Origin of the sequence: Bradyrhizobium sp. CCBAU 51627, assembly GCF_028128765.1 — a bacterium.
Lineage (GTDB): Bacteria > Pseudomonadota > Alphaproteobacteria > Rhizobiales > Xanthobacteraceae > Bradyrhizobium.
This window is the reverse complement of record NZ_LBJG01000017.1, coordinates 116598-141137: the sequence shown is the minus strand read 5'-3', so window position 1 is coordinate 141137 and position 24540 is coordinate 116598. Positions and strand designations below refer to the sequence as shown.

The window sequence follows — 24540 nt, the reverse complement described above, 5'->3', positions numbered from 1 at the left end:
GGCACCGGCCAGAAGAATGATCTTCAGAACTGTCGAAGAGCTCAAGCTAAATGATCTCGAAGTATCTCCGACGTTCAAAGTCGGTGACCCGATGTTGAACGGCTTCCCATTCCCAACGGCGCGAGCAAGAAAACGCTTCAACAAACCTTTCTCCGAAGACATCACTGGCCGCTGCAGACTGTGCAAAACGAGATGTTGCCTCTGATAGGCTTTGAGGCAGTCTCGCCGACTGACGACACATTTCCGCGCTTGCATCACCAATGATCGAAGCCGGTAGTGGCGGACCTGTTTCGACGCCCAATATTCCCGAACCAAGCGCACATGCGAGCGCGAGATATGGGTTCACGTCTGCGCCAGGCAGCCTATACTCCAGGCGATGGGCAGATGGCTCTCCCGGAATGGCGCGAACCGCGCAGGAGCGGTTGTCAACTCCCCAGCTTGGAGAGATTGGTGCCCAGCAGCCAGGTGCCAGTCTCTTGTAGCTGTTGAAGTTCGGCGCAGCGAGCACACAGAACTCATTCATGTATTCTAGTTGGCCGGCGATGAATTGCCTCATAAGATCGGAGACGTTGCCGAACGCATCACCGTCGTAAAACGCATTTTGACTATCCGAGGACATCGAGATGTGAATATGGCCGGACTGGCCGGGCCATTTCTCGGAAACCTTGGCCATGAATGTAGCCATCATGCCTCGCGTTTGCGCCCAGGCTTTTATCATCGACTTGAATATGGTTGCTCGATCGGCAGCTTCCAGCGCATCACAATGACGAAGTGACGCTTCGACCACGCCAGGTCCCGTTTCAAAGTGTAGTCCGCTGAGAGGTATTCTAGCCTTCTCACAAAGCGACAAGATCTCATCGAACAGCTCATGTTGCGCGATAGAGCGCGCAATCGAGTAGCCGAACGGGCCGCGCGTAAAAGGAGCCCATTCGCCGAACGGCTTTTCTTCGATCGTGTCTGCGCTCTCCTTAAAAAGCATAAATTCAAACTCGAACCCGGCAGTGCAGTCGTATCCGTGGTCAGCAGCCCTTCTTAGGACCTTACGCAGAACACCGCGGGGGCAGATGTTCTCATGTGCGCCCGTGAACTCCGCGAGGTAGAGATATTGATCGCCGAGATGAGACACCGAACGGCCGGTGCCTGACAGCATACGCAGGTCAGCATCACCGAACGCTGATAGCGGCTTTTGCGTGAAACTGGCCGGAATGACCCGGTCCGTACAATCCCACGCCAGCACCGCTTCAGAGAACTTGATAACTTTATCTCCATCCGAGAGATCTTCCCCTAAGACGTGTTTGCCTCGCAGAACGCCATCGAAGTCGCTTACGCCGACCATCGCCGCGCGGGCTGGATTCGCTCCGGTCGACCTGGGATCAGTTGGCATTAGTCGCGATCCTGCATCACTAAATCGAACACCTGGTCCATCCGCATTGCTCGCAACTTGCGATAGTCATTCTCAAGCTGAGTCAAATCGCTATTCACGAGATAAACGATGCCTGGTGTCGACGCCAAGTCGATCGTGGGAACTAGCTCTTGACCAATCGGAACGAATGCAATGGCATCCGCGAAGCTCGGGAGCTCGCGAATTGCCTCGAGTCCCGGGTAACCGGCAACGACACCGCCCATATCTGAGATCAGCGAGACGCAAAGTGCGTGAGCCTGTCGCTTGTAAGGCCCGCGAGACCTCATATATTCACCAAAGCCCTTGGGATCTGCGTAGCGCCAGGCCGTCAGGCTCATATGGTTGTGCCCCAACGCCATCGTTCGTGCTTTTGCCGACATGGTCCCTTGAAGCCTCGCTCCGAAGTCCACCAGAACCGGTCCCCGATGATCGACGATGATCTCAGCATGAGCCGGTCCGTCGACGATCTGTAGTGCCTGCAGCGCACGCACCAAGTAGTCGGACAGTTCCTGAACGATTGGTTCGCTGCCTCCCAATAATCTCTCAAGTGAGCAGACCGAAGATGCCCTCTCAACAGGAACCGTGTCATAGGTCCAGGCCTCCGTAACGAAGGCTTCCCCGTCGATCGAGACGGCATTTACGGTATATTGCTGGCCGTTTATTTTCTCTTGCCCAAGGGCAAAACGATTCAACGCTCCGACGCGGTTCGTCTTCCCGACAATTGCGCTCATAGCCCGCTGAATATCAGCATCTGTCGAGCAAAAGAATACATCCTCGGTACCCGTACTGTTCAGAGGCTTGATCACGATCTGATCGAACTTCGCTTCACGCTTCCAGCTCGCGATCTCTACAGGACTGTCGGACACGACTTGTCTGATCGATCGCACGCCTGCAGAGGTCAGCGCGCAAGACAATCGCGCTTTGTCACGCCGAGCAGCGGATAGCGCGGTCCCATTTGATGGTAAACCAAGCCGCTCCGACAAAGAATCGGCGAGTTCAACTCCGGTCTCGCAGCCCGCGATAACGAACTCCAATTCCCGGCCATGGAGCGCCTGAACATGATAATCAACGATGTCGTCATATCCCATGCGCTCGCTGGGGCGAATGAGTTCATCATACAGATCCGCATTGAAATGCGATTGGAATATGGGCGGTATCTGTGCAGCCGACATCACATGCACTGTTCCAATTCCATAGCGCTTGAACTCTTCCGGTAGGTATCGGCCGGTAGAGTATGCGTCTACGATTACACAATTCCGTTCTTTCATGCGGATCTCCGATACTGCAAGTAGATGTTGCCGACAGCGACAGCCGTAATGAGAGCATTTCCAATGAACGTATGTAGTGAAGGCACGATACGAGAGTCGAAGTACTGGAACAGAAAGGTGATGATAGGGGCGGTGGACAGGACCATGTTGACTGTGAAGGGCTCTACGCGACGAATGCCCTGCTGGATCAAGAGCAAAGGAACAATGATCGTCGACAGCCCAATCGCTGCGATCGCAAACCAATGCTGCGAGATCTCAGGCGCGATAGATGAATGATCGACCAGTCCCAGCAGCAAGAGAATCGTTCCATAAAAGCGATGCGCCAGGACTTGTCGGCCAGAAAACCCATGGTCGAACAGAAGTTTGACAAGTATATTTGTAAGGGCCAGCGATAGGCCGGCCACGATTGCCAAGACGATGCCAAAGGACGATCGAGTTCCCCACTCCACGCCTGCGTTGCCGCTGGCCGAGATCCAAATCATGTAGCTCCCGATCGTTGCGATCGTAACGCTCACGATAATATCGGATGCTGGAGGGGCACCCTGGCGCCTGATCAGTGCGTTTAACCATACTGTTGCGGTGGGCCCCAGCGCCACCATGAAGGCGACGACGATCGCAGGCTCAGCGTATTTCAGTCCGATAAATAGGCCGATCCAGCTGATTGCTGTCACGATATTGAGCGCGACGAAGACCAGGAGCGACCATTTCGCCACCGTTGCCTCGCCTCCCTCGTGGCAAGCCAGGAGATTGAACATCAGACAAACCACAGCGAAGGACAGCAGGAGCGCGACGAACACATCCGCTTGCTGAAAATACGACGCCGCATAAACCTCGCCTGCCGCGCTCACGACGACATAGAGCGCCACAAATAGAACTCCCAGAGCGAAGCGATTCGTCAATCGCGCAGTCTTCCTGTGCCCGCGAGGCGGCGCACGGCCCTCGCAGGACTGGAGGCGTGTATCGGCTCCGAGGGAGTGTCCTTTCGACGTGCACGGACCACGTTTGGTTTGAAATGTCACAGCCCGCCTCTAGTTTTTCTTAGTTCGGTAGTATCGAACACACGCCTCTCCAAATGCCTTGAATAGTTGCTTGCTGAGGAGATCGGTTGAGGCGTGCCATTCGGGGTGCCATTGCACACCGATTTGGAGGGTCGGGGCGCCAATGACTGAAGCCGCCTCGACCAAACCGTCAGGCGCCCACGCCTCCCGGCTCAGCGCCGGGGCAAGCGCATCGATGCCTTGATTGTGCAGCGAGCTCACTTGCGCTTCGATAGTCCGCGCGATTGGAAAAAGCGCGCCATCGGAGCATATCGTGACGCTGTGCGCGGCATCGTACTGACGGTCTCTTGGACGATCTGGCTTCTCGGCATGCATCGCGCCACTTTCCGGCCTCCACTCCGCAAGCGATGAGCGGAGCGTGCCGCCGAAATAGACGTTGAGTTCCTGAAGCCCACGGCAGATGCCCAGAATAGGCATTCCGAGCGCGATGGCGCTCGCTATAGTTACGGCAGAGAGCCTGTCCCGCGGACGGTCAAGGATCCCAATCTCAACGTCCTGCCGATCAGCCTGCGTCAGGGACGCAGGCGCTCTCAGGACGGCGGGGTCGATGTTGGATTCATCACCTGTCAACACCAAGCCATCGAGCCGGCGCATGATCGCCGGGGCGACCTCCTCCCCCGCATCCTCGGCGTCGACCGTCGGCAATATGACGCAAGCCACTCCCGCATGACGATTGAGTGCCTGCAAGTACTTGCGCCGCAACCAGTCGCGATGCACACCATCGACCAGAAGACGGTTCGAAGTGACGCCGACCACGGCTCGGGTGCTCTCTGGCCGTAGCAACGTCACGCGACCTGCCCTCGCGCGCGAACCTCGGCAACGGACTGCTCATACAAGCGTCGATTTCGCTCTTTTAACTGAGCTATGACGCTAGGTTGACCTTGAGGTCCCTTGACAAAGAGCCCACCCCAGGTCGCGGCAACCTTCGCATAGTTCGGATCCTGCATTCGGATTTTCTGAGCTTTACGCAACAGCCAAAACGGGATCCCCGGCGAAAGGTGATGCTCAAGGTGGTACTCATCCAGATTCTGTCCGAGGATGGCCCGTTCGAGAAAATTTCCTTTCCGATTCCTGGTGAGATAGACGTTCTGCGTCTCGGTTTCGCACATAGGTGAGTGCTCGGCTAGCTCGATAAACCATCCGAGGACCTGAAACGTGGTGAGATAGGGCACGATCCAAAACAGGACGACGATATGGAGCAGCCCAACAGCATATGACCCGGCCAGGATGCTGATCCAGAAGAGATAGAAGCCATACTTGTCGATAAGTATGCCTGAGCGGCTCTGATCCTCGACATCTGTGATCGAGAATCGATTGGCCCAAAGATACTTCAGATACGCCACTGTCGCGCCGCCGAAGATCGGCTTCCAGATCATGTTGAAAGCGTACCGCTCCGGAGGCTGCACGTTGTAAACCCCGCTGGCCAGGAAGAACTTCAGGTCGGGATCCTTGTCCGGATCTCCGAGATACGGATGATGCAAATAGACGTGCGAGATCCGGTAGGCCCAGTGGCGCTGGAACAAGGGATAGGAAGCGAACAGAATGCCCAGGACGTAGTTCCAGGTCGTGTTCTTCGCGAGCGTGCGGTGAGCCGCATCATGAGCGATGGTTGTCAATCCGCGCTGATAGGCGCCAATCAGAAGGACGGCGAGCGGGTAGAGCCACCATGAGACCGACACAGTCGCGAGCGTACACGCTGTGATGACAGCGTAATCTTTGGCAATATAAGCCGCTCCCGTTATGTTGTCGGGCCTCAGCTCGGATAGCTGCCTATTGATTTCTCGGCTGAATTGAACGGCCTCATAGCGTGATGACCTCAATTTCCAAGCGTCTGCCTGATTCATGAGAACCTCCTCCTGATCGCCTTGCAGGTTGTCAGATTGCGGAAAGCGCCTTGTCCAGATCGCGCAGGATGTCGTTGACATCTTCGATGCCGACGCAAAGCCGGATCGAGCCGCCAAATATGCCGGCGGCTTCGCGCTTTTCCCGCGGGACGGTGGTGTGGGTCGTCGAGACAGGATGGGTCACGAGCGTGCGGGCGTCGCCTACATTCGAAACGTGATACATCAAGTCAACGTTCTGGATGAACTTGCGCCCGGCCAGTTCATCTTCCACTTCGAACATGACCATCGCCCCGTGTCCGTATGCGGTGTCGAGTGTCTGCTCGACGATTTCCCGATCGGCGCCTTCGAAGAGCCCCGGGTAAAAGACGCGACGCACTTTAGGATGCTCCTTGAGAGCGCCGGCGACGATCCTGGCATTTGCGCAGTGCTGCTTCATGCGGAGAGGCAGCGTTTCAAGCCCTTGGATCAATTGAAAGCTCGCAAACGGGGCGATGGCTGCGCCGGTATCGCGCAACCAGGTCATGCGAGCCTTGAGAAGAAACTCGCTCTTTCCAAGATCGTCGACATCGCACACCGCATTATGCCAAACAATTCCGCCATGCGCATCGTCGGGACGGTTGAACAAGGGAAAGCGAGAGGCTCCCCGGTAGCTAAACTCGCCGTTGTCAACGATCAGTCCACCAAGCGTCGTGCCGTGGCCGCATATATATTTCGTTGCGGAGTACGTCGTAATAGCAGCGCCAAGATCTGACGGCCGGCATACCAGTGGCGTGGTCGTATTGTCCACGACCAGAGGCACGCCGTACTTTCGGCCGACCTCGGCCAGCTGTTTGACGGGGAGCGGAATCAGACAAGGATTCGAGATCACCTCTCCGAACAGGCATATCGTGCGATCATCAATGGCACGTTCAAACGTCTCGGGCCTCCGAGGATCAGCCGTCCTCACGCTGATCCCAAGACGCTTTAATGTGTTGTGGAGCAGGTTCCAGGTATTGCCATATAGATACGGAGAGGCGACGACATTGTCCCCCACTTCGCCACTTGACAGGTTGACGATAGCAAGGAACGTCGCTGCTTGACCTGACGCAACGGCGAGCGAATCGCTTCCCATATCGACGGCGGCGTAGCGCCTTTCCAGCGCGCGGGTCGTTGGATTGATGATCCTTGTGTAGGTGAACCCATCGGCCTTGACGTTGTAGACGTCAGCGATGTGGTTTAGATCGCCATCGAGTTCATAAGCTGTATTCTGGTAAATCGGCACTGCGACGGCTTTCGTCACCGGGTCTCGCCGATAGCCCGCGTGCAGAACAGCAGTCTGGGCCGAAAACGGCAGCCGCGGGTCCCCAGCCGCTCGAGCCGGCATCTTTACGCGAGCAGCGCATGCCTCTTGGCCCGACATCGGCCTTGCTAACCGAGCCTGACCGGACCGGAAATATGTACGAAAGGCGCATCCCAACTGCTCGATCCAGCTGGATTGGATTTCCCCAATGCAACCGACCCGAAAGCTACGCGTCGCAAGATGCAGCTTTGAGTAGATGTATAGGTTGTGGGCCGCCAAATGGCGATAAAGCCCATCGAATCCTGCCTGGTCCACAATTCCCGACGGCGCACTGAACGCGACGCAAACCGGCGACTGCAAGTCCGCGGAAAGGAGCGGAGACACCAGTCCTTCGAGTTCTTTTACGAGATCGCCCCTGACCTTCTCGTACCTGCAGCGCCTGGCATCGATACCCTCCTCGTGCAGAATCTTCAGGGCCTTTGTCGTTGCCTGAACGATGTGGGTGGGAGGGGTCGAGCGCCACTCACCGGTGCGCTCGAGCGAGAGCCACTGATCTCTCACGTCGAGCACAAACGACCTCGGTTCTTGAACGGCATTCTCCAGCAGCTCGCGGGCCGCGATGACAAACGCCACTCCCGGCGGCCCTTCTATGCACTTGTTGCTCGACGTGACCAGGACGTCAGCTCCACGCTGGCTCAGGTCGATATTAAGGGCGCCGAAGGAACTCATCCCATCGACGATGGTCTTTACGCCACGTCGCCTCGCCTCCTCCACGATCTCGTGCAGCGGATTGACGATCCCGGTTGTCGTCTCACAATGCACGAAGCATAGGTGCGTAACGCCAGGATTTCGGTTCAAATACTCGCCGATTTCTTGCGGGTCCAAAGGATCGGTCGCGCGCTTGACAAACTTCAGTGCTTCGATACCCCACAGCCGCAAAATTTGTAGAATGCGCTCGCCATAGATGCCGTTTACGCAGACGAGCGGCCTGTGGGCCCGGGACACGAACGAAGAGAGGGCAGCCTCCATTGCAAAGGAGCCACCCCCTTGAATAGGCACCACCGAATAGTCCTCAGCATTTCCCAGCAAGTTGAGCATCAGCCGCCTCATGCAGGCGGTCACCTCCTTGAACTCGTCATCGCGAGATGCGAGATCAAGCTGCATCTGGCTCCTCACCGCCAGCGATAACGACAATGGACCAGGCGTCAGCAGAGAGCGCTGTCTTGTCAAACCATTACTCCTACATTGTATTCGTTGATGACCTGGAGCACGCCCACCGGGCAGCCCCCGTGGCGCACGCGTTCCCTTCCTCGTCAACAGCTTCGAATGAAGCGCCATTGAGTGCGCTTGGCATCGGCCGCTCGAAAAGGCTGGCGGATGACAAACCTCCAATATTCCATCGCGGATGGAGAGCGATTCCTCACAAAGCTCCCGTCGATGCCCTTCAGATCTTCCAAATAGCCTTTGGCACCGAGCGATCGGACGCAAACTGGCGCCGAACACGCTATCATCCAACTTCCACGCCATGTGCAGGCTTGGGCGCGGTCGCCTTCTTGCGCTACGCAGCGCCAGTTGGCCGACGATTTACGTGTGAGCCTGCCCAGCCAGGCGCTTTACGCCAGAAAGCCGATGCAGCCGTGATCGTCGCGCGGGGATGATTAAGCATCACACACTCGATGATCGTCGTTCGCGGCGGAAGTCCAATGCGTTTGCTTGGGACTTGATACATTTGCACTCCGTCGCTCGTTGGAGGATTTGTGACGCTAATGACCGTGTTGGCGATTTCGGAGATCGTACAACTTGACGTTACGGGCGTTTCAACCCTCTCCGGCGTTTTTCTCGCGCGAATTTTTCGTCACGTGCTCCCATTTGGCAGCGACAAGCCGACGCAGGCAGCGGAGTACGGGAGGATCCCAGCGAGGGTTCGCTACTTTGAGAGTTCAATTTGGATCTATCGTAAGCATTCCGCCTGCGAACGCGTTTCCTGCAGCGAAGTGAGGGCTGATCGTTTCGTTTACGGACGATCCTGGCGAAAGCGCCATATGGAAGTACGGAGTTTCTCCTCGGTTCCGGCGAGATCCTCCTGGATGCGGCGCCCGAAAGCTTGCACCTCCTGGCTTAGCTGTTGTGTTACGTCATTGCGCTCGAATGGAGCAGCCTTCGCAGCCTGCGGCCGAGTCCGACCAGAAGCGGTTGAGCGATCTTGGATCGCTGCCCGGTCAGCAAGGATCAGTCGAGACCTTTCGGCGAGCGGCGTGACACAGAACATCTCGTCCTGAATTGCTAGGAGTACGTCAAGCCGAGTCCGGCGCATCTTGAAAGCGATCACTAGGTTGGCAGCATCTCTCGGTACTACACGCAGCTTCGCCGCGAGACGTCTCATCAAGAGATCATGGCGGCAGCCAGCATGCCGTGGTTTACTGCGGCTCCAAACCGTGATCCGGCGGGCAGGAGTTCCGCGCATCGCCAGCACCCGGTCCGCGCCACTACCTCGCGGATGAGACACTCTGGTTTGACGATAGCCGCACTTCCGAGTCGTTCTGCTCTCTTCTCGTCTCCAGGGGCCGCTGGTTGATGCGAGCTCGCGTCCGACGCCGTCTACAGCGCGGTCGAGCACGTTGACGGTTGACCAGAGCGGATTATCAAGAGATCAGTCTTAGTCGCTTGCCAAGGGTTCGGCCGTGCCATGGCCGCCTTCATGGCGACACGATGGAAGGCGGAATGAAGCATGCCCCAAACACGCGGCGGGAGCTCCGTAGCTCAGGATGGCTGATGTTTCGCGGCAGCGTTGCCTCGCGACACGAAGGTGCGGAGCGTACGCCGATGGTGTTCGCCCACGAGCGGCGGCCAATAGGAAGTAAGCTTCTCGGACGTTACCATCACCGCGACAGGATGGATCGTGACCGATTGCTCGGTTTAGATTGATCAATATGCCGGGAGTAAGCGCAGGCTCGCCGGATAGCCAGCCCCCCGGAACTCGCGGTACGAGCTTCGTACTGCGCGGAGGTTAAAGCCGAGTCGCGGACCCCGGCTCGGCTTTGAACGGAGCTCTGCGTGGCCGCACGCGCAGCAAAAGTGTCAAGCGAAAATTCAACCTGGCGGAAGACGGACTTCCTCTCTGGCCTTTCTCACCGCGTCGTAAATTTCGACCTGCAGCATGGGACGGCGTCTCTTGAGCTCCTCGGCTTTTGACCATGCTCCATCTTTGCTCGCATACTCGGTTTTGAATTGACCATCCACCTCGAGCACAAAACCGGAAGCTGGCAGCACACGAGTTGGTGCGACCATTTTGTTCCTTTAGAGCGAAAAGTTCGGTCGCAGGCCCCGCCTCAGAGCCGTATCAGCAGCGTATCCTGCGAATCGATGACGCGGTGCGAGGAACATCTAACCATCAAGAATTGAGCGCGCCATCAAGAAATCCACCACCGCCTTCGCTGAATGCTCTAGGGTCTGCTCCATGGTCCTGAGATGAATGTCCGGTGTTGCTGGTGCTTCGTAGCACGCGTCGATTCCCGTGAAGTTCTTGATCTTGCCTGATTTCACCTTTGAGTACAGCCCTTTCGGGTCTCGCCGCGCGCATTCCTCGATCGGCGTATCGACAAAGACTTCTATGAACTCTTCCTTGCCAACCAGGGTGCGTACCCTGTCCCGTTCGGCTCTGGTGGGCGAGATAAGCGAACAGATCACGATCAAGCCGCTGTCTGCCATCAATTTGGCAACTTCACCGACACGACGAATGTTCTCCACGCGATCCGCCTCCGAGAAGCCCAGATCCACACTCAATCCGTGCCGGAGGTTGTCGCCATCCAGCAGCATTGTATGCCGCGACATCGCAAACAGCTTTTGATCAACGAGATTGGCAATCGCCGACTTTCCCGCACCAGACAGGCCGGTAAACCAGATGACGCAGGGCTTCTGATTCTTGAGCGCGGCGCGCTCCCTCCGATCCACAGATAGGCCTTGCCTAGCAATATTGGCAGCCCGCCGTAGCGGAAAGGCAATCATGCCGGCCCCGGCCGTACGATTGGTATAACGATCGATGAAGATAAATGATCCGGTCTTCCGATTGACATCGTAAGGATCGAATACTGCGGGCATTGTGGTCGCAACATTACAGAAAGCGATCTCGTTCAGGGAAACCATCCCGGCGGCCAGATGCTCACAAGTGTTGACGTCGATCCGATGCCTAATTTCGGTAATGCTGCCGGCAATCGTCTGCGATCCAATCCGCAGGACGTAATTGCGTCCCGGAGCGAGCGGCTCCTCGTCCATCCAGATGACATAAGCAGCGAACTGGTCGGCGACCTCCGGTTGATTGTCCGGCCGCGACAGAACGTCGCCACGGCCGATATCGATTTCGTCTTCGAGTGTAATGGTCACCGCATCCCCGGCTTCGGCACCGACAAGGTTGCCACCGTGGGTCACGATCCGTTTGACGCGCGTAGTCCGTCCCGACGCGGCGATGATGATCTCATCCCCCGCCGAGATCTCCCCGGAAGCCACCGTCCCGGCATAGCCCCGAAACTCCGGGTTCGGCCGGTTCACCCATTGTACCGGAAAGCGGAAAGCCTGGCTTGCGGTCCCGGACTGGATGTCAATGCTCTCCAGATATTCAAGCAGGCAGGGGCCATGATACCAGTTGGCGCGCGCAGAGCGGTCTACGACGTTGTCGCCGTCGCGGGCCGAGATCGGGATTGGAACGATCGAGGTGAAGCCGAGACCGGCAGCAAAGGCCAGATAGTCACGGGCGATCCGGTCGAAGCACTCCTTGTCGTAGGCGACAAGATCGATCTTGTTAACTGCCAGCACGATATGACGAATACCGAGCAACGCACAGATAAAAGAGTGGCGGCGCGTCTGAACCATCACGCCTTTGCGTGCATCGATCAGGATAATGGCGAGCTGGGCTTGCGAGGCACCGGTAGCCATATTGCGGGTATACTGCTCGTGGCCAGGAGTGTCGGCCACCATGAAGGAGCGCCGCGGCGTAGAGAAGAAGCGGTAGGCAACATCGATCGTGATGCCCTGCTCCCGTTCGGCCTCGAGCCCGTCCACAAGCAGAGCGAAGTCGATGTTATTCCCGGTGCTACCGTATTTGATGCTGTCGCGTTCCAACGCCGTGATCTGATCGTGGTAGATCATCTTGCTGTCGTGCAGCAATCGGCCGATCAGCGTCGATTTGCCGTCGTCCACCGCGCCACATGTGATGAATCGCAACTGATCCTTCGTCCGGGCCGGGACCGGCTCCATTGTCGGATTTGTGAACATCAAAAGTAGCCTTCCCGCTTCTTCTTCTCCATTGAAGCGGCTTCATCTGTATCAATGAGGCGCCCCTGGCGCTCCGACACAGTCGCAGTTTGCATTTCTGCGACGATACCTTCGATCGTCGTCGCATCGGATTCAATTGCCCCGCTCAAGGGATAACATCCAAGGGTGCGAAAGCGGATCCTCCGCATTTCCGGCGTCTCGTCGCAGTTAAGCGGCAATCGCTCGTCGTCAACCATGATCATCGCACCATTTCGATGCACTATCGGTCTCTGTTTTGCGAAGTAGAGCGGAACGACCGGAATTTTCTCGATCATGATGTATTCCCACACCTCAAGCTCGGTCCAGTTTGACATCGCAAACACGCGCATGGTTTCGCCCTGGCGAATCCGTGTGTTGAACAGGCTCCAGAGCTCCGGCCGTTGGTTACGGGGGTCCCATACGTGTCCGGCCGAACGGAAGGAGAGTATCCGTTCTTTTGCGCGACTCCTTTCCTCATCGCGCCGGGCTCCGCCAAAGGCGGCATCAAATCCGTGGAAGTCGAGCGCCTGCTTCAGGGCGTCGGTCTTCATCACCTGGGTATGGAGGGCGGAGCCGGAATCGATCGGATTGATCCCGCGGGCGATGCCGTCCTTGTTGACATGGACGATCAAGTCGAGGCCGAGTCGCCTGGCTGTTGCGTCTCGGAAGCTGATCATCTCGCGGAACTTCCATGTCGTATCGACGTGAAGCAGGGGGAAAGGTATTTTTGCCGGATAGAACGCCTTGATCGCGATGTGCAGCATCACGCTTGAATCTTTTCCGATGGAGTAAAGCATGACGGGCCTTTCGAACTCGGCGACCACATCACGCATGATTTCAATCGATTCCGCCTCGAGACGGCGCAGATGCTTCGGCAGCATATATCTTGTTTTCCGTGAGGATCTCTGTTCTTCGCCGCTCTATGGCTCCCTAGAGTGGCAATATCCGCGAAGCGACCGGCGGAGACGCATGGCTCGTCCATCAGTCGAGCCCCTTCGACAGCAGACTTCCGGACGCGGCAGCATATCGCATTCTTCCGCTCGTGCGGCCGGCGCCTGCGTCATACCTGATCGGGGGATCACCGCGCCGATTAGCGAGCTTGGCTAGATCAACCAGCGTGTCTTGATCACAAGCATCCAGAGTCCTTAGGAGATGCTGAGGATCTGTTCAAGCCGCGCGACCTCGCCTCGCAACATCTCGATAGCCACGTCCCGGTTTTCCGAAATATTCCAAGAAGTGTGGACCGGCCCTCCAGCGTGAGATGAGCTGGACAATCCTCCTGCCTTGGCACTTCGCAAATCCCACCAGGTTCGGAACATCCGACGATAGAGTTCGGTTACCTCCCGTCCCCTGTCCAGAACTCCGGCTTTCTGAGCATGCAGCAATTCCTGCTCATATCCGAGGTCTAGCAACAGCTCGGCACCGACCAGATCGGTCACGGTTTGCATCTCTTCGACGCTCAATTGAGATTGCCATGATTTGACAGAGCTTTCGTCGATGGCGTTTCGTTCCAGGATTTTTCGATCCCCAAAGCTGCTGGATTGAAGATAATCTGCTCGTCCCATGCTCGCCGATGCGACGCCTCCTGGATCACAGCCGAGCCCTGCCAGTAGACGCTGGATTTCCTCGTCCGGATGCGCCACGAACAGCTCGTATCGCACCAAATGAGTCTGCCGGCGAGTACGTTGCGCGGCGAGCCTAGGCAGACCCAAAACCAAATCGGCGAGTGAAGATATTATGCCATCAGGCAGACGGAGCATGAGGTCAGCGAGACTGGATACGCTGACCGGCCGCGAGCTTTCTGCCCGCAGTGGGATGCCCCATGTCGATTTCAGTGAAGCGGCGATGGCGTAGGGATTGCGCATCAAGAGGATGTGTGGTGCTTCTGGGTACACGGATTCAACAAAGTCAAGGACCGTCCAATAGCGTGGTGTCTTGTCTATGATGATGCGCTTGCCCGCTTCTGCCAGATACTGATTGTATGCTGCGTCTGTAAAAGCGCGGCTAACGATCTTGCGATCTATCCGTCCCAGGAATTCGGAGGTTGCGGCCTCGATCAGTGAGCTGCCCGCCGGATGGCGCCGATCCACCTTGCCAAATGCTTCAAGCGCCAGCATCAACCAGGGTTCAGGCGGAGCCACAATGTCCGGATGGAGCTGCAGCAAATGTGCCAGGAGTGTCGTCCCGGATCGTGGAAGGCCGAGCAGAAAGCACACCTGAGGTGAACGATCAAGACGTCCGCTCATCGCTCAGACACTCGTGCTTGGCAAGCGCCCCCTGTGAGCTCGATTGGGCCAAACAAAGCCAGCCGGCGGATCACGTGAGGACAACCGCTTGCGTGCAAAGAGTCGAAACGACACAAATTCTGTCTGCCACTCATGACCTGAGACCCGTTCAGTTCGATTGGGTGGGAACGGAAGGATAACTGCAATTGCTTCCCCGGTTGCTCGACCCAATAATACGAAATGAAGCAACAGCTCAATTGCACGAAGATTGACTGCGGATATGGGAAGGTTGAAAAGAACTATACCGACGTTTGCCGAAGACCGCGCGCGGCATGGAAGATTGCTACGTTTAGTCAGAAGATGCATGCGCTGGGGCCATTGAAGAGGTAAAATGCGACATGCACCTCGCTGAAGCTCGGCATACTCCAATCAATTTCGGCATATGAGCGCAGTGCTACAAAGACGCAGACCATATCGTGAACATCACACCTGGCAGGACGCAGCCAACGCGGCATCGATCCAGACTCACTTCCAGTCGGCGCCGCCGTTCATCGGCCAACACACTGGATTATAGGTCCGGCCAGCTTGTTTTACACAAGCCCATTCGTCCAAACTGTAAGAGTATTTGGGTTATCGGACTTCGCAACCCTGCTCCTCCCTGACCGGCGCTAAGGAGTGTTAGATTGCTAGTGTTAGATTGATGGACCTCCACAAGATTACCCGATCAGCAAAGCGCGCTTGGCCGCACCTCTAGTGACGGAGGCAGATTGTTCGGCCGTTCATGTGGGAGATCCTTGACAGGGCTATAGCCGAGACGGTGCCTTTACTGCCGATATGGGATGGCGAGTGGTCACAACAACTGAGATCACTTCTAAGAAAGTCCATCAATGAGAGGATGCTCGAGCCCCCCACCGCGACATTGAAACACCATCCAAAAAATCCTCTCAGCGCGGATCGGTAAAACTAATTTGCGCCAAAATTTCCATGGGTGAGGGCGGCCTGCGAGCCGCCCTGCCGCGCCAGTACCAGCGCTGCCCAAAGGCTACCGCTGATGTCCGAGTCCGATTCCAAGATTTAAGGCCTTCTGGCGGAGAGCACCGACGCTGCGTTTGGTCATCTTTGCTATTCTTATGACCGGGGTTCGGGCCTTCGAATGAACTTTGAGCTCCTTGATCTCTGCCTTAGTCCATTCGCGCCGCTTAACGCGTTTCTTGGTTGCTTTCTTCACGATGAATGCTCCTTTTGAGAGGAGCGGCTTGTAGCATGGTTTTCCAAGCGCGACGACCGCAAAAAACAGGCAATATCATAGGAAGTCGCGCCAGGTATAAGCTCGGTCACGTCTTACGAGCGAGGCGTCTCGACTGGTGCAGCTGTGGAATTGTAAACTTCATACAAACCTCGCGCTCTGCGACCCATCACAACCAAAGTGTTTCTAAATTGAACTTCGCGATCTGGTCGAAGTACATCACCATCGGCAAGGGTTAAGCGGCTGGCCGTCACGCCGATATTCGTTTACGTAGGCTCAATCCCTTGCCGTGGGGCGCTCTGCGCGCGTTCGTTCCCAGCTGCGAAGTCAGAGAGGCGGCTGCCCAGCTTTCAGCTCTTGCGCGACCTCCCGCTCAACCTCCGCCTGCATAGTACCCCGATCTAATTGTGCGAGCGTCGCGAGCTGATCCCTTCCCTCCTCGGTGATAATCCAGCCCGGCCTTCCGCTCGATCAGCCTTTGGCCCAAAACATCGAGTGGGGGCGCGCGGCTTCCGAAGCGCTTCATACGAGCCGGCAACTCCGGGCCGCTGCCATAATAGATAGCCAAATGCTGCTCAACGACTTCGATGCTCGCCTAACCGTGCGGCTGGCCGGCAATTAGCTTCAGCATAGACAGGTGAAAACTCAGACGCACGCCATTGAGTCAAGGAAAAGCCGCATAATGCTTATTTTGAGGCAAGCTCCAGAGCAGCGCGCCGCTTTTCAAGAGAAAGATTCTCCTGAAGCCTAATGCAGGACACCCGCCTGCCGTCGCCGCGGTAAGCAGCGCTTTCGAGACGGCATCGGCGAGGTCCTGCCAGAATGTTCCGAAGGACGGTTCAGCACTAGATAGCTGCGTGACTAGGAGTTTGACGAGGTCTCAACTGCCGCCTTCGACCGATTTGAGATCAAACGACGCCGGTGGTAACCACGCTGTTGTACGTCCTGACGAATGACGTCGCTCACGGAACGAACCGCCCGCTTCCTTCGCTTCCAATTGCCGTCCAGTCCCGGGGGGATCGCAAAGCCTCTCGGAACGACCAAAAGATCGTGTCTTCGGTTCAAATAAATGTCGAACATGTGGTGTCTCTTCTGACGCGAGCGTAGATCGGCTGTTCATCGATTTGGTGATATCGAAGCAACAGTCTCCTTTAAAGTCACTGGACGAACAAATGACATTCAATTGCTCCCGTCCTGACACGTGAAGATCCTCACGGGCACGATCGCGCCGCAAGATGTGAGCGCGTTCGCGTCCCAACTTACGGTCCACTGGAGGACACTCGACGATCGTCGACCTCAAACGCGGCGGAGAGTACATGATAACTGGCTCAGCCACTTTGCGGCGCTGGGGAGCATACGCCCTAATTTTGAATTCTGGCAACAAGGTGATCCAGCATAAGCTTGACCAGTCCTGGCGAGCACACCTTCGCCAGCTATCAGGCTCCAAAGCAGCGACTGTACGATCGTTGCTTTGGAAGCAAACGATTACGTATATCGTCGGTGCTAGTTGAGGTAATCCTCCGGGCCGCCTTCGCGGACCGTGTCGAGAGTAAAGCAATGGAACCCCCCGCCAAAAATCCGCCTATGGCGGTGCCGAACCGGGACTACCTGAAAGCGATTGTGTTCGAGGATCCGGGCCAGTTCTGGGCAGGCGTCGTTGACTAAAACGACGTCAGGAGCGACCGAAAGGACGTTGATATCTATGTAAAGACTGGACAACAGAAGGTCGTCATCGTCGTAAGTTGGGAAATTATTTTTGAGTGGTTCGGGCGCCACTATCATGTCCCATTTGCGCATTGCTTTTGGCAAATAGTCGGCCACCTCGCGAGATCGCACGAGCAGCCGCCCAGGTGCAAGCGCTATGACCATGCTATCGATATGGCTATCGCTCAACTTGTAGGCACGGTGGATCCGAGATCTTCCCTCCAAATGGCGCTCTAGCCAATCACATGCCATCGCGTGATTCGCGGTGGCGATATTTACGACGAGGTCGCGTCCCAGGCGCAAACACTGCGCACCATCCCACATCATCTCCAGGCCAACGTCATAGGGATGCGTTCCGGGATTTGAAATCGGTTCCGTTGGGCCACCGGTCGTTGATAGGACGTAGGAACGGTCGAATGACCGGTCGGTCATCAACGGGCGCGGCATCACTGACCATCGCGCGCCTTGGTCGAAATAGGACGCGAAGATTGGTTTGAGAAATTGTGTCTCGAAGTATCGTGAGCGGAGCATAGGAGGGGTCTCGATCACTTCGTCTCCAACCACCAAAGCTATGTCGCGGACATTGAGCGGCGGCACGACTGCCGCCGACCAGGCAAGGGTGCGAACCTCCACGCTGGAGGCATCGAGGGTCATCGGTCGATGTACGGTCACGTTAAGCGCCCGCAACGTGTTCACGATTCCTTCGACGTCCTCGTTCAATTCGTCCAGGTAGCGGTCCTTGATCCGATGGCGGACCCGTGCGCCAGCTTCCGTACCTGCTGCCGCAGACGAGAGACGCGGATAATACCACTCCGAGCGGACCTTAAGATTGTCATAAAAGAATAGATCAAAAGAGAGTTCGCGATCGTGAGCCGCATAATTAGTGGCTGTACCCACTATGACTTCCTTCAATCTCGACCACTCGTCGTACGAATTTAAGGCCACGCTTACCTCCTAGCAGCGCGATCTTCCGCTCTCTGCTTTTCCGAGATCCCGCTTGGGTCGATAGGTCAGATGCGCGCTACGCTATTGCCGGATACGTGCTCTATACCACCAATTCAACCTATCTGACTTGGGAGGTTCGCCACGGGGCGATGGCGTATTGGCCGTCCCTTCAGGATTCCAACACGACTGCCGACGTCGTGCCGTTTCTATAAGTGGAACGTGTGCTACAGTGAGGCTACCGCACGAAATGGCAGCGGGCGGAAGTAAGCTTGATCCGGAGCGGCGCCGCCAAGGTTCAAAGGGAACGCTGGCCATTGTAAAAAGCGAGGTACGTCCGATCGAGACGCGGGCGTCGGACACACGTGTCGTAGGCATGCTCGACGACCACGATGTCGCGCCCGGCGCCCAAGCCGTCCACGCTGATGGCGATGCCATGACTGGCGAGCACAAACGTCGCGGGCGAAAACTACGAGACTTAGTCGGTGTTGAAGACGTCCAGCTTCCGTGGAACAATCGGGAAGTGCAAGGTCCTTTGCTTATTCAGGAGTGCTCGTCCTTGCGGGATGCTCAAAAGGCTGATGTGGACGGATTAGCTCATGCAGGCGGGGTTCGAAGCTCCAACACATCGGCGAAGATTGTCCAATCGCGGACTCTCTTTTGCCTGCAGAAATCGGTCTCCGCCTGCTGTGCAGCAGCACTCAGCGAGGCGGCATCGACCTTGAATGCTGCCTGGCATGCACGATGCTCACCGCCGGTATCGTCGCAGACGGTCTTAATAAACCGAACGTTAAATGAAGGCATGACCCTCTCTTCCTGTGGTTCGCTCATTCACTATCTGCCATTCGCCCTTAGAGTATTTGATTTGCCTCAAGCAGCATCCCGAGAGCTCTGTCCGCTCCTCCGAAGACAGGTCGTATAGCAGCGCGGCGCTAGCCTCCTGTTGTCGCGAAGAACCGCGATCGCTTGCCGGCTCATCGCGGCCGGATTTCTATATGCGCCGACGGGCTGCTATACGCGCAAGCGATCGCGGGGCAATGCGCATCCCGAACCTGCATCCGACGGTCCACTTGCCGGCGCGACAGCAGAGCCGATCATCAGGCTTGTCGTCGATGAGCCCGGTCCAGGACCTCAGTGCCAAAGCTTAAGGGTGGGATCAGCGCCGGCAAAGCTACCGACAATGAAAGGCGGAACATCGATCGACGATTCGGGTGTACGGAGCAATGAGGAAAATGCTGTCGTAGCCCGTGGGCGTGAGTTGCGCCTCAAATCAACATGCTGGGCGTTGCAGAGAAACGCGAGGCGCTGGCGGAAGCGCGAGTTCGGACATGTCGACTGTCAACGCGGGCGTCTGCGGCTCGTTGTGTCCGTTCGAGCTCGACCAATCCCGAACGGGCAGGCACCACTTTTTGACCCGCATCAACGCTACGGCGGCTGCGTCCTGATAGAAGTATCTTCCAGTAAGGTCAGACGCATGGCAGACAGAAAGATTTGGCGCCCATGATGCTTTCATGTCCGGGTAGCAGCGACCGTTTTTTAGGACTGCTGCCGGGCGCAGCCGAGCCGCGGGCCAATGACCTGCACATGATAGGTTGCGCCGCTCGCGACGGCGTCCACTTTATCGGCCTGCGGACCGGCCCGACTATGGGCTCCGAGCGGAGCTACGCTCATCCTAATGCTGTTAAGCGAATCCGAGGTCTTTGCGCTCTCGCTGGATGGGCTGCGCGGCGCGCGCGAGGGCGCGGCCGAGCTCACCCACACACCCAGCAGGATGACGCCGCAGGACAGGGAATGTCTCACCAATAAGGGACGTGACATGACAGAAAGCCGGACCATTTACCCCGCCGCGGGCCAGATTGCTGGAGCTGCAGTCCAGTTTAGCTTGACAGCTACAAATACCAACAACCGAGTTCTTGAGCTGATCAGATCGATTCGACGGAAGCTCGGGCGTTCTTTCGTGGCGGAAGTCAAAATATTTCAGTTCGCGAGCGGATCGTGTTCTGTTCACAACAGCGCATGGCCGATTAGCCCTATCGCCGCGGCTAACGCGATCGACACCCCGGGCCGTCCGCGCGATATCGGGCCGAGCCTGTCCGCGCGGAACCCAAGTAACGTGCGTAGTCTTCACAAGGTTATCTGAATTTGTCAGCCCGCAGCAATGAACACCGACCAGGATCCAATGGCGATCTGATCTGGGAGCGGCTCGAAACGGTGCCGCCACACGATCAGGATCTGGAGATTGCCGTGATCGAGGGTAATTCGATTCACCGGGTTGTCTTTCCTTGCCGTCGGGTCTTCGGCGGATGGATCAACGCGAATACCGGAAAGCACGTCGCCGTGCAGCCAACGCATTGGCGTATCTGGCCGCGATAGCGGCGCTATCCTGCAAAATGGACTGGCGTGAGTTGGGCGGGGACCGCCCTGCCGTGCGCTCTTCGGAAACTATGCAGCGTCGATCGAATGAGCGAGCCTGACGGGAATCATCTCCGAGCGGACCGAAGCGTGGTGGGTGCCTTGCTTTCAGTCAAGCATGACTTTTCTCGTTGCTGTCGCAACCGTTGCCATCGTGCTCAGGAGCGACAAACGTCGGTGTAGATTTTTAACTCTCAGGCTGTACGGTCGCATACCACCGCATAATTTAGCTGCGATAAACTCGTGCTTTATAATAGGCGCAGATCCTTTGGCGAATGTTGTCGCCTTGATCGAACCATCAGCTATTCTCCCTCGGCCGACGAAAGTAGCGCGACGCGTCACCCTCGTTCCTCCGACCCTGCACCTTCCCCGGTCCACGAAATGGACCGGGCATTCTTGTTGGCGCCAGGGCTTGCCTCGACATTGTGGAAAGCGCAAATGGCCACAAGCGAATTAGCTTTGGCGAGAACAGACCCGGGCTCGGGATCAATGGTTTTGCGGATAGGCTGCAGCGCGCAGTTCGCGAGCGGCAGCGACCATGTTGGTTAGCGCAGGCCGAACCTCCTCCCATTTACGCGTTTTTAGGCCGCAGTCCGGATTGACCCAAAGCTGCGAATCCCGCAAACGCGTCCGAGCTAGCACCATCAGCTCCTTCATTTCGCCCGCCTCGGGAACGCGTGGAGAGTGGATGTCGTACACGCCAGGTCCGATTTGATTTGGATATTCGTACTTCTTGAATGCATCCAGTAGCTCCATTTTAGAGCGGGACGACTCGATCGAAATGACATCCGCATCCATTGCAGCGATCGCAGCGATGATATCGTTAAACTCAGAGTAGCACATATGTGTATGGATTTGCGTTTGATTGGCAACTCCCGATGAGCAGATGCGGAAGCAATCCCCGGCCCAATCGAGATATGCCTTCCAGTCCGATCGGCGCAATGGCAATCCTTCGCGGAGTGCAGCTTCGTCGATCTGGATCATGGCCGCACCGGCATTCTCGAGATCGCGGACTTCGTCGCGGATCGCGAGCGCAAGCTGACGGCAGACCTCGCTTCTAGGAATATCATCGCGAACAAACGACCAGTTCAGGATCGTCACCGGTCCGGTCAACATCGCTTTCATCGGCTTACTGGTTAGTGATTGCGCGTAGCGCCACCATTCCACGGTGATCGGCTTCGACCGTACTACGTCCCCAAACAGGATCGGGGGCCTGACGCAGCGCGAACCATAGGACTGTACCCATCCATTCCTGGTAAATGCGAAGCCGGCGAGTTGCTCGCTAAAGTACTGCACCATGTCATTACGCTCGAATTCGCCATGCACGAGGACGTCAAGACCGATGTCTTCCTGCCAACGTACGGCGCGGGCTATCTCCTCCTTGAGGAACCTGTCGTATTGTTCGTCGCTCATCGCACCTCGCGCATGCGCCGCACGAGCATTTCGGACCTCTGTGGTCTGTGGAAACGATCCGATCGTCGTGGTAGGAAACTCTGGTAGTCCAAAGCGTTTCCTTTGGATCTCGGAACGACGGGCAAATGGGCTGGCGCGCCGGCGCATCGTCTGGTCGATCGTCCTCACCCGGACAGCGACATTGGCATCATGGATCTTCGGCGAAGTCCGGCGGGCAGTCACAGCGCGTTCCGAATCGGCAAGAGCTAGCCCAACATTCTGGTCGCCTGCGAGTACCCGCCCCAGGATCGCAAGCTCGCGCATCTTCTGAACCGAGAAAGCAAGCCAGCTCTTGACGTCGGACGTAAGCCCGGTCTCGAGTTCAACATCGACCGGCACGTGAAGCAGCGAGCAGGATGGAGCGAGCTGTACACGGTGCCTGCCGAGCTTCGCAATCGCTGGATCCAGCCGCTGACGGAGCGACGACAAGTTCGAGCGCCATATATTCCGGCCGTCGATCACACCAAGCGACATGACGAGATCTCTTCGGCCGTCAGCAATGATTTGATCCAATAGCTCTGGCGCTCGAACAAGATCGAGGTGCAGACCGGAAACTGGCAGGTTCAAGGCAGTATTCAAATTGTCGCCTAGCGCGCCGAAATAGCTGGCAATCATGATCTTGATGGCCGGTCCCTCCTTTGCGAACCGGTTATAGGCATGTAGCAAAGATTTTCGCGCCGCCTCATCGAGATCAAGGGCCAGGCAGGGCTCGTCAAGCTGAACCCAACTAGCCCCTCGTTCGGCCAATTCATGCAGAACGTCGATATAGACCGGTATCAGATCATCCAAAAGGGAGAGGGGCTGCAACGCGCTATCGGCACTCTTGCCGAGCTTTAAGAATGTGACCGGCCCGATCAGGACCGGGCGGGTCTGAAAGCCAAGAGCCTTTGCTTCCTCGTACTCTTCAATGGGTTTGCGAGAGCACAGTCTGAACGCTTGTCCCCTGTAGAACTCGGGAATCATGTAGTGGTAGTTGGTGTCGAACCACTTGGTCATTCCCTGCGCGGGCGCGCCAGATCCCCGTGGGCTCTGACCGCAACTCGCATCCTGGTCGTCGCATTGTGATCCGCGGGCCATGGCGAAGTACGTCTCGAGCGAAACGGATTCTCCTTTCGAGGCGTAGATCTCCGGGATGGCCCCAACCATGACACTTGTATCGAGCACCTGATCATACAGCGAGAAGTCGTTCGACGGAATGATCGTGACGCCGAGAGATTTCTGACGAGCCCAGTTCGCTGCGCGCAGGCCGGATGCGTCCTCGTGCAATTGCTGTTCGCTGATCTTTCCGGCCCAGTAGCTTTCGAGAGCGAGTTTGAGCTCACGCCTTGGACCGATGCGTGGCGTTCCGAGCGTAGCGATTGGAAGAGAGCGAAGAGACATAGCGTCAACCCCTGTTGGGGACAGAGGCCATGGCGGACGCAGGCAGGGGAGTCGCGCGTGCGACGGCTGCTTGGCGCACCACCGAGACACCCCGCCCGTGGACCAATATTTTGTCGGGGCAGGTCTCCTGGCTTGCTGGTCATCGCTGCTGTCCGGCCTTCCCCAAGCCTTGGAGGCTTCAGTGACATCGTTGGACAGCGGCTCGCCGCTTACAGTTGCGGGGGCAGCGCCGGCATTCGCACCGGCTTCCCTCTTAGCTCCGGATCAAATGGGCACCGGAGAACCTCGACGGCCGTGGATTATCGGCAGGAGAACTCTTCCGTCAACCTCTCAGATTGTGTGCCAAGCCAATCTGCGACATTTGAGGCGAATGAGCGTGCATGTGTATGATTCACCACCATCTAGAGACATTCTCCAATCAGAGATGCCGTAATCAGACATGTCTTTGTCAGATGTCTCAATGAGCATCGGAGGTGCCTTGAGGCGGCGCCGCACGCCAGATCGATGAAAGGGACAGAAGCAGCCTGCCGGCCGGGAGTACCGCTGTTTCGAGCAGAATACTGGCGATGCGGCTTCCGATTTCCAGAGGCTCGCCCAGCACCTCCGTTGGCCAGCAGTTTTCTCGGACTAAAGGATCTACATCGAATAGGCCAGGGCACGTGGCGCAATCCAGCAACATGCGCGGCGAGAGGTTGATTTGGCGTGCCGGCCGGACTTCAAAGGCGGAACTCGGCTTTGTGTCGCTGGCAATCCTGTAGCTCGAACGCCGACGACAGCGATAGCGAACCGCACGGTTTTAAATGGCGGCAAACGCACCGCCGATTGTTATCAGGCACTTGGCATCGAGGCGTTCACCTCTTGCGCTAGCTATCCAGTGCGGCACAGGGATACGACAGCTGCGGCGGATACACTGAATGAAAACATCGAAACGGGCGCAGGTCGGAAAGTCGACAAGAGGGACACTAAATCCTTGAAAATTTCCGCCTCTTGCCTGGCACGAAGAATGCAAGCCCTCGGCATGCCCAGTCTCCTCCTGCTGGGC

The 24540-nt window shown here is 57.0% G+C and carries 15 protein-coding genes, 2 pseudogenes and 1 riboswitch; of the genes and pseudogenes, 1 reads left to right on the top strand and 16 read right to left on the bottom strand.

Translation table 11 applies throughout. The annotated features are described in order from the left end of the window. Positions 1 to 46 precede the first annotated feature (46 nt). The 14 genes and pseudogenes from XH88_RS08995 to XH88_RS08930 form a co-directional block, all read right to left on the bottom strand. Complete coding sequence (locus XH88_RS08995; RefSeq protein ID WP_128948116.1) at positions 47 to 1384, bottom strand: glutamine synthetase family protein; 1338 nt, start codon at positions 1382 to 1384, stop codon at positions 47 to 49. Beyond that, positions 1384 to 2670: an ATP-grasp domain-containing protein gene (locus XH88_RS08990; protein ID WP_271615040.1), complete on the bottom strand. Its 1287-nt coding sequence runs from the start codon at positions 2668 to 2670 to the stop codon at positions 1384 to 1386. The genes XH88_RS08995 and XH88_RS08990 overlap by 1 nt, the downstream gene beginning before the upstream one ends. Then, positions 2667 to 3536, bottom strand: coding sequence for a DMT family transporter (locus XH88_RS08985; RefSeq protein WP_271615039.1), 870 nt, complete (start codon positions 3534 to 3536; stop codon positions 2667 to 2669). The genes XH88_RS08990 and XH88_RS08985 overlap by 4 nt, the downstream gene beginning before the upstream one ends. Positions 3537 to 3698: 162 nt before the next feature. Then, entirely contained in the window at positions 3699 to 4484 is a 786-nt protein-coding gene (locus XH88_RS08980) for a gamma-glutamyl-gamma-aminobutyrate hydrolase family protein (RefSeq protein WP_271615038.1), read from the bottom strand. A 29-nt stretch (positions 4485 to 4513) separates the two neighbouring features. Then, positions 4514 to 5572, bottom strand: a complete 1059-nt coding sequence (rtxC, locus tag XH88_RS08975) for a dhydrorhizobitoxine desaturase (RefSeq protein WP_271615037.1) — start codon at positions 5570 to 5572, stop codon at positions 4514 to 4516. Between the two features lie 31 nt (positions 5573 to 5603). Next, complete coding sequence (locus XH88_RS08970; protein ID WP_442868426.1) at positions 5604 to 8015, bottom strand: 2-aminoethylphosphonate--pyruvate transaminase; 2412 nt, start codon at positions 8013 to 8015, stop codon at positions 5604 to 5606. A 1926-nt stretch (positions 8016 to 9941) separates the two neighbouring features. Further along, positions 9942 to 10139, bottom strand: coding sequence for a hypothetical protein (locus XH88_RS08965; RefSeq protein ID WP_128948121.1), 198 nt, complete (start codon positions 10137 to 10139; stop codon positions 9942 to 9944). A 96-nt stretch (positions 10140 to 10235) separates the two neighbouring features. Next, positions 10236 to 12119 (bottom strand): sulfate adenylyltransferase subunit CysN, encoded by a 1884-nt coding sequence (gene cysN, locus XH88_RS08960; RefSeq protein ID WP_271615035.1) that lies wholly within the window; start codon positions 12117 to 12119, stop codon positions 10236 to 10238. Beyond that, positions 12119 to 13027 (bottom strand): annotated as a pseudogene (cysD, locus tag XH88_RS08955) (sulfate adenylyltransferase subunit CysD); the annotation flags it as partial. The pseudogene cysD and the gene cysN, both read right to left, overlap by 1 nt. Positions 13028 to 13282: 255 nt before the next feature. Further along, entirely contained in the window at positions 13283 to 14383 is a 1101-nt protein-coding gene (locus XH88_RS08950) for a sulfotransferase family protein (protein WP_271615033.1), read from the bottom strand. A 1021-nt stretch (positions 14384 to 15404) separates the two neighbouring features. Further along, positions 15405 to 15590, bottom strand: a complete 186-nt coding sequence (locus XH88_RS08945) for a hypothetical protein (RefSeq protein WP_271615032.1) — start codon at positions 15588 to 15590, stop codon at positions 15405 to 15407. A gap of 1521 nt (positions 15591 to 17111) precedes the next feature. Continuing rightward, positions 17112 to 18224, bottom strand: coding sequence for a hypothetical protein (locus tag XH88_RS08940; RefSeq protein ID WP_271615031.1), 1113 nt, complete (start codon positions 18222 to 18224; stop codon positions 17112 to 17114). 257 nt (positions 18225 to 18481) lie between these two features. After that, positions 18482 to 18711: pseudogene (locus XH88_RS08935) on the bottom strand (IS3 family transposase); the annotation flags it as partial. Positions 18712 to 18851: 140 nt separating this feature from the next. Then, a complete protein-coding gene (locus tag XH88_RS08930; RefSeq protein WP_271615030.1) occupies positions 18852 to 19085 on the bottom strand; it encodes a hypothetical protein in 234 nt (77 codons plus the stop codon). Positions 19086 to 19929: 844 nt separating this feature from the next. On the opposite strand from XH88_RS08930, the gene XH88_RS08925 reads away from it, so the two are divergent. Next, positions 19930 to 20394: a hypothetical protein gene (locus XH88_RS08925; protein ID WP_271615029.1), complete on the top strand. Its 465-nt coding sequence runs from the start codon at positions 19930 to 19932 to the stop codon at positions 20392 to 20394. A 5-nt stretch (positions 20395 to 20399) separates the two neighbouring features. Here the strand turns inward: XH88_RS08925 and XH88_RS08920 are convergent, their stop codons facing one another. After that, positions 20400 to 20606 (bottom strand): hypothetical protein, encoded by a 207-nt coding sequence (locus XH88_RS08920; protein WP_164937386.1) that lies wholly within the window; start codon positions 20604 to 20606, stop codon positions 20400 to 20402. A 546-nt stretch (positions 20607 to 21152) separates the two neighbouring features. Next, the gene (gene metE / locus XH88_RS08915; protein ID WP_271615028.1) at positions 21153 to 23498 is read right to left on the bottom strand and encodes a 5-methyltetrahydropteroyltriglutamate--homocysteine S-methyltransferase; all 2346 of its coding nucleotides are present in this window, start codon (positions 23496 to 23498) and stop codon (positions 21153 to 21155) included. A gap of 100 nt (positions 23499 to 23598) precedes the next feature. Further along, a riboswitch (cobalamin riboswitch) is annotated at positions 23599 to 23801 on the bottom strand. Positions 23802 to 24540: the final 739 nt, after the last annotated feature.